Source organism: Klebsiella sp. A52 (assembly GCF_018388785.1).
Classification (GTDB): domain Bacteria; phylum Pseudomonadota; class Gammaproteobacteria; order Enterobacterales; family Enterobacteriaceae; genus Klebsiella; species Klebsiella aerogenes.
The window spans coordinates 1,282,888-1,298,756 of the sequence record NZ_CP074437.1 but is presented as its reverse complement, the minus strand read 5'-3'; the positions used below and the strand labels follow the sequence as shown (position 1 = coordinate 1,298,756).

The following is a 15,869-nucleotide window of genomic DNA, read 5'->3' as shown; positions in this document are numbered from 1 at the left end:
AGGAATAAAAAAAATGACGACGAAGAAAGCTGATTACATTTGGTTCAATGGCGAGATGACTCCATGGGGCGAGGCGAAAGTACACGTCATGTCCCACGCGCTGCACTACGGGACTTCGGTATTCGAAGGTATCCGCTGCTACGATTCTCACAAAGGGCCAGTGGTGTTCCGCCATCGTGAACACATGCAGCGTCTGCATGATTCAGCCAAAATCTACCGTTTCCCGGTTTCTCAGAGCGTTGACGAGCTGATGGAAGCCTGCCGCGAAGTTATCCGTACCAATAAACTGACCAGCGCTTATATCCGTCCGCTGGTGTTTGTTGGCGATGTTGGCATGGGCGTTAACCCGCCGGACGGTTACAAAACCGACGTTATCATCGCGGCGTTCCCGTGGGGTGCATACCTTGGCGCAGAAGCGCTGGAGCAGGGGATCGATGCGATGGTTTCTTCCTGGAACCGCGCGGCGCCTAACACCATCCCAACCGCAGCGAAAGCGGGCGGCAACTATCTCTCCTCTCTGCTGGTCGGCAGCGAAGCGCGTCGTCACGGTTATCAGGAAGGTATCGCGCTGGACGTTAACGGCTATATCTCCGAAGGCGCAGGCGAAAACCTGTTTGAGGTGAAAGATGGCGTGCTGTTTACTCCGCCGTTTACCTCTTCCGCGCTGCCGGGTATCACCCGCGACGCCATCATCAAGCTGGCGAAAGATCTCGGTATCGAAGTCCGCGAGCAGGTGCTGTCCCGCGAATCTCTGTACCTGGCGGATGAAGTGTTCATGTCCGGTACCGCTGCGGAAATCACGCCGGTACGCAGCGTTGACGGTATCCAGGTCGGCGCAGGCCGCCGCGGTCCGGTGACCAAACGCATTCAGGAAGCCTTCTTTGGCCTCTTCACCGGTGAAACGGAAGATAAATGGGGCTGGCTGGATCCGGTAAGTAAGTGATTAAAAATGGGACGGCACGCACCGTCCCATTGCATAAACAGAGATGGGAGTAAAAAGAGCATGCCTAAGTACCGTTCCGCCACCACCACACATGGCCGCAATATGGCGGGCGCCCGCGCGCTGTGGCGCGCAACCGGGATGACCGATGCCGATTTCGGCAAACCAATCATCGCCGTTGTTAACTCCTTTACCCAGTTTGTTCCAGGGCACGTGCATCTGCGCGATCTCGGCAAACTGGTTGCCGAGCAGATTGAAGCTGCGGGCGGCGTCGCTAAAGAATTCAACACCATCGCGGTGGATGATGGGATCGCCATGGGGCACGGGGGTATGCTCTATTCACTGCCATCCCGCGAGCTCATCGCCGATTCAGTCGAGTACATGGTTAACGCCCACTGCGCCGATGCCATGGTCTGTATCTCCAACTGCGACAAAATCACCCCGGGGATGCTGATGGCCTCCCTGCGGTTGAATATTCCGGTGATCTTTGTTTCCGGCGGTCCGATGGAAGCCGGGAAAACTAAGCTGTCTGACAAAATCATCAAGTTGGATCTGGTTGATGCCATGATTCAGGGGGCAGACCCGAAAGTCTCTGACGATCAGAGCGAACAGGTGGAGCGTTCCGCCTGTCCGACCTGCGGTTCGTGCTCGGGGATGTTCACCGCGAACTCAATGAACTGCCTGACCGAAGCATTAGGCCTGTCGCAGCCGGGTAATGGTTCTCTGCTGGCGACCCATGCCGACCGTAAAGCGCTGTTTCTCAACGCCGGTAAACGTATCGTTGAACTGACCAAACGCTACTACGAGCAGGACGACGCTTCCGCGCTGCCGCGCAATATCGCCAGCAAGGCGGCATTTGAAAACGCCATGACTCTCGATATCGCAATGGGCGGCTCAACCAATACCGTACTGCACCTGCTGGCGGCGGCGCAGGAAGCCGAAATCGACTTCACTATGAGTGATATCGACAAGCTGTCCCGCAAAGTGCCGCAGCTGTGTAAGGTGGCGCCGAGTACGCAAAAATACCATATGGAAGACGTGCACCGCGCCGGTGGCGTGCTGGGTATTCTCGGCGAGCTGGATCGCGCGGGGTTACTCAACCGCGATGTTAAAAACGTCCTTGGCCTGACGCTGCCGCAGACCCTGGAACAGTACGATGTGATGGTGACCCAGGACGACGCGGTGAAAAAAATGTTCCGCGCCGGTCCGGCGGGGATCCGTACTACCCAGGCGTTCTCGCAGGATTGCCGCTGGGATACGCTGGATGACGATCGCGCTGAGGGATGTATCCGTTCTCTGGAACATGCCTACAGTAAAGACGGTGGCCTGGCAGTACTGTACGGTAACTTTGCCGAAAACGGCTGTATCGTCAAAACCGCTGGCGTCGACGATAGCATCCTGAAATTTACCGGCCCGGCGAAAGTTTATGAAAGCCAGGACGAAGCGGTTGAGGCTATCCTCGGCGGCAAAGTCGTGGAAGGCGACGTCGTGGTTATTCGCTATGAAGGGCCGAAAGGCGGGCCGGGAATGCAGGAGATGCTCTATCCGACCACCTTCCTCAAGTCCATGGGTCTTGGCAAAGCGTGCGCGTTGATCACCGATGGCCGTTTCTCCGGCGGCACCTCCGGGCTTTCCATCGGCCACGTATCGCCGGAAGCCGCGAGCGGCGGCAACATCGCGATCATCGAAGATGGCGACATGATTGCTATCGATATTCCGAACCGCGGTATTCAGCTGCAGCTCAGCGATGCCGAAATCGCCGCCCGTCGCGAAGCGCAAGAAGCGCGTGGCGATAAGGCGTGGACGCCGAAAGACCGCGAGCGCCAGGTCTCCTTCGCGCTGCGCGCTTACGCCAGCCTCGCGACCAGTGCCGACAAGGGCGCCGTGCGCGATAAATCAAAACTTGGGGGTTAATCATGGCCGAGTCGCAACCCCTATCCGCCGCCCCTGAGGGGGCGGAGTATCTCCGGGCGGTACTGCGCGCGCCGGTTTATGAAGCGGTGCAGAAAACGCCGCTGCAAAAAATGGATAAGCTCTCTTCGCGGCTGGATAACGTTATTCTGGTGAAACGCGAAGACCGCCAGTCGGTGCATAGCTTTAAGCTGCGCGGCGCCTACGCGATGATGTCCGGCCTGACGGCGGAACAAAAATCAAATGGCGTGATCACCGCTTCGGCGGGTAATCATGCGCAGGGCGTGGCGTTCTCTGCCTCCCGGCTGGGTGTTAAGGCGCTGATCGTGATGCCGGTAGCGACCGCCGATATCAAAGTCGATGCCGTTCGCGGCTTTGGCGGCGAAGTGCTACTGCACGGCGCCAACTTTGACGAAGCGAAAGCCCGCGCGATTGAGCTGGCGCAGCAGCAGGGGTTTACCTGGGTGCCGCCGTTCGATCACCCGATGGTCATCGCCGGTCAGGGAACGCTGGCGCTGGAGCTGCTGCAGCAGGATGCCCACATTGACCGCGTATTCGTCCCGGTTGGCGGCGGCGGTCTGGCGGCAGGCGTGGCGGTGCTTATCAAGCAGCTGATGCCGCAGATTAAAGTGATAGCGGTCGAAGCGGAAGATTCGGCGTGTCTGAAAGCGGCGCTGGATGCCGGTCATCCGGTGGATCTGCCGCGCGTCGGTTTGTTCGCTGAAGGCGTGGCGGTGAAGCGCATCGGCGATGAAACGTTCCGTGTATGCCAGGAGTATCTGGACGACATCATCACCGTCGATAGCGATGCTATCTGCGCGGCGATGAAAGATCTGTTCGAAGATGTGCGGGCGGTAGCGGAGCCCTCCGGCGCGCTGGCGCTGGCGGGGATGAAAAAGTATATCGCCCAGCATAACATCCGCGGCGAGCGTCTGGCTCACATCCTGTCCGGCGCCAACGTTAACTTCCACGGACTACGCTACGTTTCTGAGCGTTGCGAGCTCGGGGAGCAGCGCGAAGCGCTGCTGGCGGTGACGATACCGGAGGAGAAGGGGAGTTTTCTTAAGTTCTGCCAGCTACTGGGCGGCCGTTCAGTCACCGAGTTCAACTACCGTTTTGCCGATGCCAAAGATGCCTGTATTTTCGTTGGCGTGCGGTTGAGCCGCGGGCTGGATGAGCGTAAAGAGATCCTCGATTTACTGAGCGAAGGCGGCTACAGCGTGGTCGATCTTTCCGATGACGAAATGGCGAAACTGCACGTGCGCTATATGGTCGGCGGACGGCCGTCTAAACCGCTGCAGGAGCGCCTGTTTAGCTTCGAGTTCCCGGAATCACCAGGCGCGCTGCTCAAGTTTCTGCACACGCTCGGCACCCACTGGAATATTTCGCTGTTCCACTATCGTAGCCACGGCACCGATTTTGGCCGCGTTCTGGCGGCGTTTGAGCTTGGCGAGCATGAGCCGGACTTCGAAACCCGTCTTAATGAACTGGGCTACGAGTGTCATGACGAAACCCATAACCCGGCGTTCCGCTTTTTCCTCGCGGGCTAGTGGTTAGGCAGGATTTTCCAGAACGCATCAATAAGCGGCTCGTACAGCCGCTTTTTTTGTGCGCAGACGCCCAGCTCAAATGGCGTTTTCTCATCGCTGCGATCGAGGATCATCACGCGATTGCGGACCGGCTCGGGGCTGTTTTCCAGCACCACTTCCGGCAGTAGCGCCACGCCGCAGCCGAGGGCGACCATCGATACCATGGCTTCATGGCCGCCGACGGTGGCGTAAATGGATGGATTGCTGATTTTATGGCGACGGAACCACAGCTCGATGCGGCGGCGCACCGGGCCCTGATCGGCCATGATAAACGGCACCGTTGCCCAGTCGGGATGCTCGACCGTGACCTGATTGCGCACCGGGCAGGGTAACGCCGGGGCGATCAGCACCACCGCAAGATTTTCCAGCATCGAAAACGCCACCGAGCCCGGCAGCGTCTCCGGCTTACCGGCAATGGCCAGATCGGCTTCTCCAGTGACCACTTTTTCCATCGCATCAGCGGCGTCGCCGGTCGATAACTTTATCTCTACCGAAGGATGCGCGGCGCGAAAGCGGTCGAGAATCGGTGGCAGATGGCTGTATGCGGCGGTCACGGAGCAGAAAATATGTAGCTCGCCGGAGAGTGACGGCCCCTGCTGGTCGATGGCGTGGCGCAGTTGCTGATACTGCAATAAAGTCTGCTGGGCAAAGGTGCGGAGTTCTTCGCCGGCCTCGGTTAGGGTCACGGTGCGATTATCGCGAACGAACAGCGGCTGGCCGAGGTCCTCTTCCAGGCGTTGAATCTGCCGCGAAAGCGTGGAGGGACTGACATGCATAGCCCGCGCGCTACGGCCAAAATGGCGGCTTTCCGCCAGATGCAGAAAGGTTTTCAGATCGCGTAAATCCATGGCTCAATCCCCTGAGAATAACGTTGCAGTTATTGCAATGTGATGTTGTGAATATATCAATTTTCGCAACGAAATTCCTGTCATATAGTGGGTTCATTCTCGCAAAACGCGAACCGAACAATAAGCACGACAACACAACATCACGAGGTATCACCATGGCTAACTACTTCAACACACTGAATCTGCGCCAGCAGCTGGCTCAGCTGGGCAAATGCCGCTTTATGGGGCGCGATGAATTTGCCGATGGCGCAAGCTATCTTCAGGGTAAAAAAGTAGTCATCGTCGGCTGTGGCGCGCAGGGCTTGAACCAGGGTCTGAACATGCGTGACTCCGGCCTGGATATCTCCTATGCGCTGCGTAAAGAAGCGATCGCCGAGAAGCGCGCATCCTGGCGTAAAGCGACGGAAAACGGCTTCAAAGTGGGTACCTATGAAGAGCTGATCCCGCAGGCTGACCTGGTCGTCAACCTGACTCCGGACAAACAGCACTCTGACGTTGTGCGTTCCGTACAGCCGCTGATGAAAGACGGCGCGGCGCTGGGTTACTCCCACGGCTTCAACATCGTTGAAGTGGGCGAGCAGATCCGCAAAGACATCACCGTGGTGATGGTGGCGCCTAAGTGCCCGGGTACCGAAGTTCGTGAAGAGTACAAACGCGGTTTCGGCGTACCGACGCTTATCGCCGTCCACCCGGAAAACGATCCGAAAGGCGAAGGCATGGCGATTGCCAAAGCCTGGGCAGCGGCGACCGGCGGCCATCGTGCGGGCGTTCTGGAATCCTCCTTCGTGGCGGAAGTGAAATCTGACCTGATGGGCGAGCAGACCATCCTCTGCGGCATGCTGCAGGCGGGTTCTTTGCTGTGCTTCGATAAGCTGGTGGCTGAAGGTACCGATCCGGCCTACGCGGAAAAACTGATTCAGTTCGGTTGGGAAACCATCACCGAAGCGCTGAAGCAAGGCGGTATCACCCTGATGATGGATCGCCTGTCTAATCCGGCGAAACTGCGCGCTTACGCACTGTCCGAACAGCTGAAAGAGATCATGGCGCCGCTGTTCCAGAAACATATGGATGACATCATCTCCGGCGAATTCTCTTCCGGCATGATGGCTGACTGGGCGAACGACGACAAAAAACTGCTGACCTGGCGTGAAGAGACCGGTAAAACCGCGTTCGAAACCGCGCCGCAGTATGAAGGTAAAATCGGCGAGCAGGAGTACTTCGATAAAGGCGTACTGATGATTGCAATGGTGAAAGCGGGCGTTGAACTGGCCTTCGAAACCATGGTTGATTCCGGCATCATCGAAGAGTCCGCTTATTACGAATCGCTGCACGAGCTGCCGCTTATCGCCAACACAATCGCCCGTAAGCGTCTGTATGAAATGAACGTGGTTATCTCCGATACCGCAGAATACGGTAACTATCTGTTCTCTTATGCATGCGTACCGCTGCTGAAAGAGTTCATGACCACTCTGCAGACCGGCGACCTGGGCAAAGCGATTGCCGAAGGCGCGGTAGATAACGCTCAGCTGCGCGACGTGAATGAAGCGATTCGCAGCCACGCTATCGAAGCGGTGGGTAAAAAACTGCGCGGGTATATGACCGATATGAAGCGTATCGCGGTTGCCGGCTGATTCCTCGTCGTCTTTCGACTTGCCGATGCGTTGGCTACGGTACGTACACCCCAGTCACATAGGAATCTATGTTCCTGGGGATGTACTTCCTTGCCGCCTTCCGGCAAGCCGAAATCCATAGAGGAATGGATTTGTTTAGTAGGCCTGATAAGCGAAGCGCCATCAGGCAAAAACCCGGAGATTAAGATCCCCGGGTTTTTTATTATTTCCGGTACAGCACTTTGATGATGTGGTAACCGAACTGGGTATGCAACGGGCCGGTTGGCTCCAGTTCAGGGCAGGAGAAAACCACTTTATCGAATGCCGGAACCATCTGGCCCTGGCGGAATTCGCCCAGATCGCCGCCGCGTTTTCCTGACGGGCAGATAGAGTGTTTTTTCGCCAGCTTGCCGAAGTCGGCGCCGTTTTTGAGCTGCTCAAGCAGATCGAGAGCCAGTTTCTCTTCTTTTACCAGGATATGCAGTGCTGCCGCTGTTTTAGCCATGATTGCGCCTTGATTGAGTTGGGATAAATCAGGGCGCCATAGTAACACGCGCTAGCGGCGATACAGCACCTTGATGATATGGTAGCCAAATTTGGTTTGTACCGGGCCATAGGGTTTGAGCAGCGGACAGCTGAACACGGCTTTATCAAACGGAGCGACCATCGCGCCTTGCTGGAACTCCCCCAAATCGCCGCCATGGCGTCCGGACGGACATTTTGAGTAGCGCTTCGCCAGATGATCGAAGCTGACGCCCCGTTCCAACTTGGCGAGGATCTCGTGTGCCAGTTTTTCTTCTTTGACCAGAATATGCAGGGCCGCTGCGCTTTTTGCCATTACCGGAGCCTCAGGATGAATTGCGTGGCTGACACTTTACCATCAGCCGGTAAATCTCGGCCTCGCTTTCTGCTACAATCCACACCCCGTTCGAAGATTGAGCAATATTCCCATGCGTTTAAACCCTGGCCAACAACAAGCCGTCGAATTCGTTACCGGACCGTGCCTGGTGCTGGCGGGCGCCGGTTCCGGTAAGACCCGCGTTATTACAAATAAAATCGCCCACCTGATCCGCGGCTGCGGCTATCAGGCGCGCCATATCGCGGCCGTCACCTTTACTAACAAGGCCGCGCGCGAAATGAAAGAGCGCGTCGGGCAAACGCTGGGGCGCAAAGAGGCGCGCGGGCTGATGATTTCCACCTTCCACACCCTGGGGCTGGATATCATCAAACGCGAATACGCCGCGCTGGGTATGAAATCCAACTTTTCTTTGTTCGATGATACCGACCAGGTCGCGCTGCTGAAAGAACTCACCGAAGGGTTGATCGAAGATGACAAAGTGGTGTTGCAGCAGCTGATCTCGACGATCTCCAACTGGAAAAACGATCTGAAAACGCCGGCGCAGGCGGCGGCTGGCGCGAAAGGCGAACGGGACCGCATCTTCGCCCACTGCTATGGGCTCTATGATGCGCATATGAAGGCCTGCAACGTCCTCGATTTTGACGACCTGATCCTGCTGCCGACGCTGCTGCTGCAGCGTAATGAAGAGGTGCGCGAGCGCTGGCAGAATAAGATCCGTTACCTGCTGGTGGATGAGTATCAGGATACCAACACCAGCCAGTATGAGCTGGTGAAGCTGCTGGTGGGGCAGCGCGCGCGCTTTACCGTGGTGGGTGATGATGACCAGTCGATCTACTCATGGCGCGGCGCGCGGCCGCAGAACCTGGTGCTGCTAAGCCAGGATTTTCCGGCGCTGCAGGTGATCAAGCTTGAACAGAACTACCGTTCATCAGGGCGTATTCTGAAGGCCGCCAACATTTTGATCGCCAATAACCCACACGTCTTTGAAAAGCGGCTGTTCTCTGAACTTGGCTACGGCACGGAGCTGAAAGTGCTCTCCGCCAATAACGAAGATCATGAAGCGGAGCGCGTCGCTGGCGAACTGATAGCCCATCACTTTATTAATAAAACCAACTACAAAGATTACGCCATCCTTTATCGCGGTAATCACCAGTCGCGGGTTTTTGAAAAGATGCTGATGCAAAACCGCATCCCGTACAAAATCTCGGGCGGCACATCGTTCTTTTCGCGCCCGGAAATTAAAGATTTGCTGGCCTATCTGCGCGTACTTACCAACCCGGATGACGACAGCGCCTTCCTGCGCATCGTCAATACGCCGAAACGCGAGATTGGCCCGGCGACCTTGCAAAAGCTGGGCGAATGGGCGATGAGCCGTAACAAAGGCTTATTCACCGCCAGCTTTGATATGGGGTTAAGCCAGACGCTGACCGGGCGCGGGTATGAATCTCTCACTCGTTTCACCCATTGGCTGCGGGAAATTCAGCAACTGGCCGAGCGTGAACCGGTCAATGCCGTGCGGGATTTAATTCGCGGGATTGATTATGAGTCCTGGCTATATGAAACCTCGCCGAGCCCGAAAGCCGCGGAAATGCGGATGAAAAACGTCAACCAGCTGTTCACCTGGATGACCGAGATGCTGGAAGGCAGTGAGATAGACGAGCCGATGACGCTGACGCAGGTGGTTACCCGCTTTACCCTGCGCGATATGATGGAACGCGGCGAATCGGATGAAGAGCTGGATCAGGTGCAGTTGATGACCCTGCATGCCTCAAAAGGGCTGGAGTTCCCGTATGTTTACCTGGTGGGAATGGAAGAGGGATTGCTGCCGCATCAGAGCAGTATTGATGAAGATAACGTCGATGAAGAACGGCGGCTGGCCTACGTCGGTATCACTCGCGCCCAGAAAGAGCTGACTTTCACGTTGTGCAAAGAGCGCCGACAGTATGGCGAGCTGGTGCGCCCGGAACCGAGCCGTTTCCTGCTCGAGCTCCCGCAAGACGATCTGATTTGGGAGCAGGAGCGAAAAGTCATCTCTGCGGAAGAACGTATGCATAAAGGCCAGGCCAACGTCGCGAATATCAAGGCGATGCTGGCGAAGGCGAAAAAGGGCTAACGCTTCAGGCGACAAACTGCTGCCAGGCGGTGGAAAATGGCATCACCAGCAGCAGTGACGGTAGCATGTTGGCGGTAGGGAAATGGCGCATACCGCAAAGCCGAAAACCGGTCGCCAGCATAATAATTCCGCCGCAAGCAGTAAAATCAGCGATCATCGATGGGCTTATCAACGTCATAATAAACGTGGCGGCGAAGAACAGAATCACGAAGATGATCAACTGGGGAATAAAAATCGCGGTGATAATGTAGCCCAGCGTGGACGCGAAAATAGCGGCGGTGAAAAAGTCGAGTATCGACTTGGTCAGCAGAATGGTCGGGTCGCCGGTCATCCCTTCGGTTAGGGCGCCAAAAATACCGGTACCGCTGGCGCAGAAGAGGATCAGCACCGCGATAAACTGGTTCATAAAATCCCCGGCTTCTACGCCTGCGTTGTTTTGAGCTGGAAAAATACGCTTGATGGGCGTGCGTAGTTTGGTGCCCGCCCGCTCAATCCACTTCTCAATATTCAACAGGCCGCCAATAATAGTGCCGATAATCATCGCCAGCGCAATGGGTGGCAGATTGATGAGTTTGTTAAGGAAGAACACGCCCATACTGATAGAGATTAAACCGGAAATAAGCGGTAGCGTTTTCTTAAAGTGATCCGGGATAAATCGGTTGAGCGAGGCGCCTGCAATCGCGCCGACGAGTAATGAACCGCTGCAAACAAAAATACCTACCGGCATAGTATATTCTCCCTGTAATAAAATCAGGGCCTGAGAACAGGCCCTGTCGATTTATTTTTTATTATTTGATATTAAATACGCGGCTGGCATTGCCCCAGGCTATTTTATCTTTCAGCCCCGCATCCATTTCTAACGGATCAAACCAGTCGCAGGCCTGATGAATATCTTCATAAGGGTAATCTACGGAGAACATCACGCGATCGGCACCCATTACTTCAATCGCATTATTTAGCGAGTGAGTATTAAAATGACCGCTGGTGGTGACAATAAAGTTATTTTGCAGATAGTGCATTAACGGTTTTTCCGCCTTACCCAAACCGCAGCCGAAACGCTGACGATAGAGGCGATGCTGAGTGCGCGGCAGCATGTGTACCAGCCCTTCACCGAGGTGTCCCAGCACCAGGTTAAGATTCGGATAACGGTCGAACAGGCCGCTCATCATCAGGCGAATAGCGTGAACGGCGGTTTCCTGCGCAAAGCCCCAGGCGGAACCGATCAGGCTTTCGTAACCGGTATAAATCCCGCGCGCCGGGCCTTCCAGCGGTTCACGCGGATGCAGGTACACCGGCACGTTTAGCTCGTTGACTTTATCCCAGAATACCAACATGGATTCATCATCAAGATACAGGCCATGTTCGCTGTCTTTGACGTTGGTATAGCCGTTAATCAGCGCGCCTTTCATGCCCAGTTTTTTCACCGCGCGCTCCAGCTCTTCCGCCGCCGCTTCCGGGTTTTGTAACGCCAGCGTGGCGAACGCGCTAAATTTATCTGGATTCGGTTTTACATAATTATCAACAATAAAATCATTAGTGTCGCGAGCGAAAGAGACCGCTTTAGCTTTATCTAAAATAGATTGCGCGCCGGGCGAAGTCAGAGAAAGAATGACGTGGTCAATATTACGTTGCGCCATCTCTTCGAGCTGAATGCTGCGGTCAAGCAGACGGCGTTCAACGTCTTGCATATATTCGCTACCGTTACGATTAGCTTCGCCGGTCGAATCCCACAAACGATTATTTTCAGGAGTGGATACATGTTCTTCTAAAGCGATTTTTCCGCGCATGATAGGTTCCTCTATTTATTCTGTCGATATGAACTGATGCGAGGAGATTAAAATGTTTGACGTATTGACAGCAATAAACCAAATAGAATATGGCGTATCAGAAATCCTAATACAGCCGATTATTTTATGATTTAAATGCTAATAGAACCGCCTGAGGCGGCAAGGGCTACAATCTGCGTGCGCAGCCAGATATGCCCGGGATCGCGGTGCAGACGCTGGTGCCAGACCTGGCGAATCGCGATGTTAGCCAGTGAGAAAGGTAGCGGCCAGCTGCGGCAGGGGTAACGCCTGGTGATGTGGCGCGCCAGCTGTTCCGGCACCACCGCCAGCATCTCGCTGCCGGCAACCAACTCGCCCGCGCCTAAAAAGCTGGGCAGCGTCAATGCGATGCGCCGCGGCATACTGTGTTCCGCCAGTAGTTTATCAATGTCGCCGTGGGCGGTGCCGTTGACGCGAACCGCAAGGTGCTTTTCCTGACGCCAGTCTTCGGCGCTGAACCGATGACGAATGCGCGGGTGATTGTCCGCTGCCAGACAAACATACGACTGATCGAACAGATGCTGCTGATAGACGCTATCCGGCAGTTGGGTAAGATAGCCGATCGCCAAATCACATTTCCCGGATTCCAGCGCGCTAAGCGTCTGATCGTCAATATTCAGCACCGTAAAGGTGATGCCGCTGGCGTCCAGCCGCTGGAGCTGGCTTTGCAGCAAAGGAAGAAGCGTCATCTGGCTGATATCGGTCATGCCGATGGTGAAGTTACGGTTGCTCTCTTGTGGGATAAATTCCGGCTTAGCCGCCAGATCGGTATCGGCCAGTTGCAAAAGAGTAAAAATGGTGGGGGCGATAGCGTCCGCGCGCGGCGTTGGCGCCATTCGTTGACCAACGCGCACAAACAGCGGGTCGTCAAAGTGCTCGCGTAGCTTTTTTAGCAGCAGGCTACCGGTTGGCTGGCTGATATCGAGCGCTTCCGCCGCCGGAGAGACATTCCCCAATCGGTAGAGCGCGGAGAAAAAGCGTAGTGATTTGAAATCCAGTTCTTCCCGCATGCGCCCTCCTGGCCGGAAATTACCTCGCCGCGTCGTCGTCGAGCAGCAGCCCCCAGTGGACATAACTTTGCCACTGGCACTCTTGCTCGACCATTTCCCGGCCCAGCGGGTGTTCTTCCAGCCAGTCATCCGGCAGCGTCAGCGTCAGTTTTTCGTCGTCGGCGGTAAGCTGGATGGTTGGCAGGAGATCGTCGCGCCGGCGGCTGGCAAACAGAATCGCCAGTCGCAGCAGGCGACACAGATGTTCGGCAACGCGCGGCGGTACCGCGTTTTGCTGATGGAGCGAAGAAAGATCGATGGCGTTAGTCTGGTTGAGCAGCAGCGTGGCGATGAGCTTCTTTTGCGCCGGGGTAAAACCGGGCAGGTCGAGGTTATTGACCAGATAGGCGGCGTGCTGCGGCGCGCGTTTGAAATCGACGCTCAGGCCAATTTCATGCAGCGCGCAGGCGCTGACGAGTAAATCGCGGCTTAGCGGATCCAGCTCCCAGCCGCTGTCCAGTTGATCCACCAGATGGGTGGCCAGATTCGCTACCCGTTGCGCCTGCTCGGTATCGATCATAAAACGTCGCTGAATATTACGCAGCGTGCGGCTACGAATATCCTGATCGACGGAAAGGTGCAGCATGCCGTAGACCAGCCCTTCGCGTAATGCGCCGCCTGCCAGCGTCATGCACTGAATATTCAGTTCGCTAAAGATAGCAATCAGAATGGCCAGGCCGCTCGGAAAAACCAGTGCGCGTTCGAGCGTCAGCCCTTCGATTTCCAGCTCTTCAAGCCGACCGCACTGGATAGCGCGCTGCCTAAGCTGCTGCAGTTTGCTGAGGGTGATGCGTTCATCCATTCCCTGCGCCATCATGATTTCCTGCAACGCCTGCACGGTGCCTGAGGCGCCAACGCACACTTTCCAGCCGTGGTAGCGCAGGACATCAGCGATCGGACGCAGCACATCGCGCGCCGCCGCTTCAGCGAGATCGAAGTTTTCTTTAGTCAGGCTACGGTCGGCGAAGTAGCGTTCAAGCCAGGTGACGCAGCCCATCGACAGGCTGAACAGAGAAGTGGTTTGCGCGCCGGTGCCGGTCACCAGTTCGGTGCTGGCGCCGCCGATATCCACCACCAGGCGCTGATCGGCGCCGCCGGTGGTATGGGCTACACCCTGGTAGATCAGGCGGGCTTCTTCTTCACCGCTAATCACCTGGACGGGGCAACCGAGGATTTCCTGCGCTTTCGCCAGAAACTCGCCGGCGTTGACCGCCAGCCGCAGGGTGGCGGTAGCCACGACGCGAATTTGCGCTGAAGGAATATCCTGCAAACGCTCGGCAAACAGGCGTAAGCACTGCCAGCCGCGCTCCATCGCTTCCGCGGAGAGCGCATTATCGCTATTCAGGCCAGCGGCCAGACGCACCTTGCGCTTAATGCGGCTCAGCGTTTGAATACTGCCGGCCACCTCGCGCACCACCAACATATGAAAACTATTGGAGCCAAGGTCGATGGCGGCATACAGCGAGGTGGAACTCATACTCTTCATCTTTCAGGCCGCTCCTGTGTCGACTGGGCGTCGTTGCCCATTCCACTTACCTGAACGCATTGCCTGGGATTATCTCCATGGCGCATCCTGAAAGATTTCGCGTATGGCATAGATGTTAACCTGAACGACGACGATTACGTGGCGGGCCGTTACGGCGCGGGCCATTACCTGGGCGGGTGCGCGTCAAACGCAACGGCTTAGGTAAGTCGGTCATGAGCGCGTCCGGATTGTACTTGCTGACTGGGATCGAATGGCCGATATAGGTTTCGATTGCCGGCAGGTTCAGCGCGTACTCTTCGCAGGCCAGGCTAATAGAATGCCCGCTGGCGCCCGCGCGGCCGGTACGGCCGATACGGTGGACATAGTCTTCGCAGTCATCCGGCAGGTCATAGTTAAAGACATGGGTGACGGCTGGGATATGCAGGCCGCGAGCGGCTACGTCGGTTGCAACCAGAATATCGAGATCGCCGCGGGTGAACTCTTCGAGAATACGCAGGCGTTTTTTCTGCGCTACGTCGCCGGTCAGCAGGCCGACGCGATGTCCGTCTGCGGCCAGATGGCCCCAGATATCTTCGCAGCGATGCTTGGTGTTGGCGAAAACGATAGCGCGGTCGGGCCACTCTTCTTCCAGCAGCGTCTGCAGCAGGCGCATTTTTTCGTCGTTGGAAGGGTAGAACAGCTCTTCTTTAATACGGTGGCCGGTTTTCTGTTCCGGTTCGACTTCAACGTACTCGGCGTTGTTCATCTGTTCGAACGCCAGTTCGCGTACGCGATAAGACAGCGTAGCGGAGAACAGCATGTTCAGGCGCTGAGTGGCTGGCGGCATGCGGCGGAATAGCCAGCGGATATCTTTAATAAAGCCGAGATCGTACATGCGATCGGCTTCGTCCAGCACGACAACCTGAATGGCGCCGAGGTTAATATGGTTTTGTTTGGCGTAATCGATCAGGCGACCGGTGGTGCCGATCAGAATATCGACGCCGCTTTCCAGCACTTTCAGCTGTTTATCGTAGCCGTCGCCGCCATAAGCCAGGCCCAGTTTCAGGCCCGTTGCCTGCGCCAGCGGTTCGGCGTCTGCGTGAATCTGCACCGCCAGCTCGCGCGTCGGCGCCATGATCAGCGCGCGCGGTTGGTTAACCTGGCGGTCTGCGATGGCCGGGTGAGAGAGAAGATAATGAAACGTTGACGTCAGAAACGCCATCGTTTTACCGGTACCGGTTTGCGCCTGCCCGGCGACATCGCGACCTTCCAGCGTTAGCGGAAGGGCGAGAGCCTGAATGGGTGTGCAATTATGAAACCCTTTTTTTTCAAGGGCTTCGACAACTGCCGGGTGCAGGGCGAAGTCGGAAAACTTCTGTTCTGTCAAATGTGTTTTGCTCATAGTGTGGTAGAATATCAGCTAACTATTGCATTAAGAAAGCGTATCCGGTGAAATAACGTCAACCTTTCGTTGGCGATATACGAAATTATTCAAGGTGCGTCTCCGGCTACTGAACGGATCCCGGAAAGCTTAGACTACTAAGCGCAACGGGGGCGGTAAATCTGCCGCAGGTAGATTTGCAGACAGTGCGCTTAAGCATCGGCGGTGGTGGTCCATGGTGGATCCATTTCCGCAGGTAGCTTATAAAAGAGGCATCC

At 56.1% G+C, this 15,869-nt stretch carries 13 protein-coding genes; 5 read left to right on the top strand and 8 right to left on the bottom strand.

The genetic code is table 11. The features are described 5' to 3' along the window. The first annotated feature begins 13 nt into the window (after nt 1-13). From KGA69_RS06005 to ilvA, 3 genes are read left to right on the top strand one after another with little or no spacing between them, the layout of a single operon-like run. Nucleotides 14-943 carry a branched-chain amino acid transaminase gene (locus KGA69_RS06005; RefSeq protein ID WP_008807980.1) on the top strand — a complete coding sequence of 310 codons (930 nt, stop codon included), beginning with the start codon at nt 14-16 and terminating at the stop codon, nt 941-943. Between the two features lie 60 nt (nt 944-1,003). Beyond that, nucleotides 1,004-2,854 carry a dihydroxy-acid dehydratase gene (gene ilvD, locus KGA69_RS06000; RefSeq protein WP_015368896.1) on the top strand — a complete coding sequence of 617 codons (1,851 nt, stop codon included), beginning with the start codon at nt 1,004-1,006 and terminating at the stop codon, nt 2,852-2,854. A 2-nt stretch (nt 2,855-2,856) separates the two neighbouring features. Next, complete coding sequence (gene ilvA / locus KGA69_RS05995; protein WP_045395545.1) at nt 2,857-4,401, top strand: threonine ammonia-lyase, biosynthetic; 1,545 nt, start codon at nt 2,857-2,859, stop codon at nt 4,399-4,401. On the opposite strand, the gene ilvY is transcribed toward ilvA, so the two are convergent. Beyond that, entirely contained in the window at nt 4,398-5,288 is an 891-nt protein-coding gene (gene ilvY, locus KGA69_RS05990; protein ID WP_015703964.1) for an HTH-type transcriptional activator IlvY, read from the bottom strand. The genes ilvA and ilvY overlap by 4 nt on opposite strands. A gap of 155 nt (nt 5,289-5,443) precedes the next feature. On the opposite strand from ilvY, the gene ilvC reads away from it, so the two are divergent. Continuing rightward, a complete protein-coding gene (ilvC, locus tag KGA69_RS05985; RefSeq protein WP_015703965.1) occupies nt 5,444-6,919 on the top strand; it encodes a ketol-acid reductoisomerase in 1,476 nt (491 codons plus the stop codon). A gap of 202 nt (nt 6,920-7,121) precedes the next feature. Here the strand turns inward: ilvC and ppiC (KGA69_RS05980) are convergent, their stop codons facing one another. Together ppiC (KGA69_RS05980) and ppiC (KGA69_RS05975) are read right to left on the bottom strand one after the other, a co-directional pair. Beyond that, nucleotides 7,122-7,403 carry a peptidylprolyl isomerase PpiC gene (ppiC, locus tag KGA69_RS05980; protein WP_002883180.1) on the bottom strand — a complete coding sequence of 94 codons (282 nt, stop codon included), beginning with the start codon at nt 7,401-7,403 and terminating at the stop codon, nt 7,122-7,124. 51 nt (nt 7,404-7,454) lie between these two features. Next, nucleotides 7,455-7,736 (bottom strand): peptidylprolyl isomerase PpiC, encoded by a 282-nt coding sequence (gene ppiC, locus KGA69_RS05975; protein WP_032709514.1) that lies wholly within the window; start codon nt 7,734-7,736, stop codon nt 7,455-7,457. A 112-nt stretch (nt 7,737-7,848) separates the two neighbouring features. On the opposite strand from ppiC (KGA69_RS05975), the gene rep reads away from it, so the two are divergent. Then, complete coding sequence (gene rep, locus KGA69_RS05970) at nt 7,849-9,870, top strand: DNA helicase Rep (protein ID WP_015368891.1); 2,022 nt, start codon at nt 7,849-7,851, stop codon at nt 9,868-9,870. 4 nt (nt 9,871-9,874) lie between these two features. Here the strand turns inward: rep and KGA69_RS05965 are convergent, their stop codons facing one another. The 5 genes from KGA69_RS05965 to rhlB all read right to left on the bottom strand — a co-directional run bounded on the left by KGA69_RS05965 (nt 9,875) and on the right by rhlB (nt 15,612). Further along, nucleotides 9,875-10,597, bottom strand: coding sequence for a DUF554 domain-containing protein (locus KGA69_RS05965; protein WP_213292905.1), 723 nt, complete (start codon nt 10,595-10,597; stop codon nt 9,875-9,877). Nucleotides 10,598-10,658: 61 nt separating this feature from the next. After that, nucleotides 10,659-11,657: an amidohydrolase family protein gene (locus KGA69_RS05960; protein WP_047045675.1), complete on the bottom strand. Its 999-nt coding sequence runs from the start codon at nt 11,655-11,657 to the stop codon at nt 10,659-10,661. Between the two features lie 131 nt (nt 11,658-11,788). Then, nucleotides 11,789-12,706, bottom strand: a complete 918-nt coding sequence (locus KGA69_RS05955) for a LysR family transcriptional regulator (protein WP_213292904.1) — start codon at nt 12,704-12,706, stop codon at nt 11,789-11,791. Between the two features lie 19 nt (nt 12,707-12,725). After that, a complete protein-coding gene (gene gppA, locus KGA69_RS05950; protein ID WP_213292903.1) occupies nt 12,726-14,231 on the bottom strand; it encodes a guanosine-5'-triphosphate,3'-diphosphate diphosphatase in 1,506 nt (501 codons plus the stop codon). Nucleotides 14,232-14,346: 115 nt separating this feature from the next. Then, a complete protein-coding gene (rhlB, locus tag KGA69_RS05945) occupies nt 14,347-15,612 on the bottom strand; it encodes an ATP-dependent RNA helicase RhlB (protein WP_015368886.1) in 1,266 nt (421 codons plus the stop codon). Nucleotides 15,613-15,869 lie beyond the last annotated feature (257 nt).

What these genes read in the sequence shown, in the direction of transcription:
- ppiC (WP_032709514.1), bottom strand. Translation starts at nt 7,736, where the DNA reads ATGGCAAAAAGCGCAGCGGCCCTGCATATTCTGGTCAAAGAAGAAAAA.
- KGA69_RS05960 (WP_047045675.1), bottom strand. Translation starts at nt 11,657, where the DNA reads ATGCGCGGAAAAATCGCTTTAGAAGAACATGTATCCACTCCTGAAAAT.
- KGA69_RS05955 (WP_213292904.1), bottom strand. Translation starts at nt 12,706, where the DNA reads ATGCGGGAAGAACTGGATTTCAAATCACTACGCTTTTTCTCCGCGCTC.
- KGA69_RS05965 (WP_213292905.1), bottom strand. Translation starts at nt 10,597, where the DNA reads ATGCCGGTAGGTATTTTTGTTTGCAGCGGTTCATTACTCGTCGGCGCG.
- ilvD (WP_015368896.1), top strand. Translation starts at nt 1,004, where the DNA reads ATGCCTAAGTACCGTTCCGCCACCACCACACATGGCCGCAATATGGCG.
- gppA (WP_213292903.1), bottom strand. Translation starts at nt 14,231, where the DNA reads ATGAAGAGTATGAGTTCCACCTCGCTGTATGCCGCCATCGACCTTGGC.
- rhlB (WP_015368886.1), bottom strand. Translation starts at nt 15,612, where the DNA reads ATGAGCAAAACACATTTGACAGAACAGAAGTTTTCCGACTTCGCCCTG.
- KGA69_RS06005 (WP_008807980.1), top strand. Translation starts at nt 14, where the DNA reads ATGACGACGAAGAAAGCTGATTACATTTGGTTCAATGGCGAGATGACT.
- ilvC (WP_015703965.1), top strand. Translation starts at nt 5,444, where the DNA reads ATGGCTAACTACTTCAACACACTGAATCTGCGCCAGCAGCTGGCTCAG.
- rep (WP_015368891.1), top strand. Translation starts at nt 7,849, where the DNA reads ATGCGTTTAAACCCTGGCCAACAACAAGCCGTCGAATTCGTTACCGGA.
- ilvY (WP_015703964.1), bottom strand. Translation starts at nt 5,288, where the DNA reads ATGGATTTACGCGATCTGAAAACCTTTCTGCATCTGGCGGAAAGCCGC.
- ilvA (WP_045395545.1), top strand. Translation starts at nt 2,857, where the DNA reads ATGGCCGAGTCGCAACCCCTATCCGCCGCCCCTGAGGGGGCGGAGTAT.
- ppiC (WP_002883180.1), bottom strand. Translation starts at nt 7,403, where the DNA reads ATGGCTAAAACAGCGGCAGCACTGCATATCCTGGTAAAAGAAGAGAAA.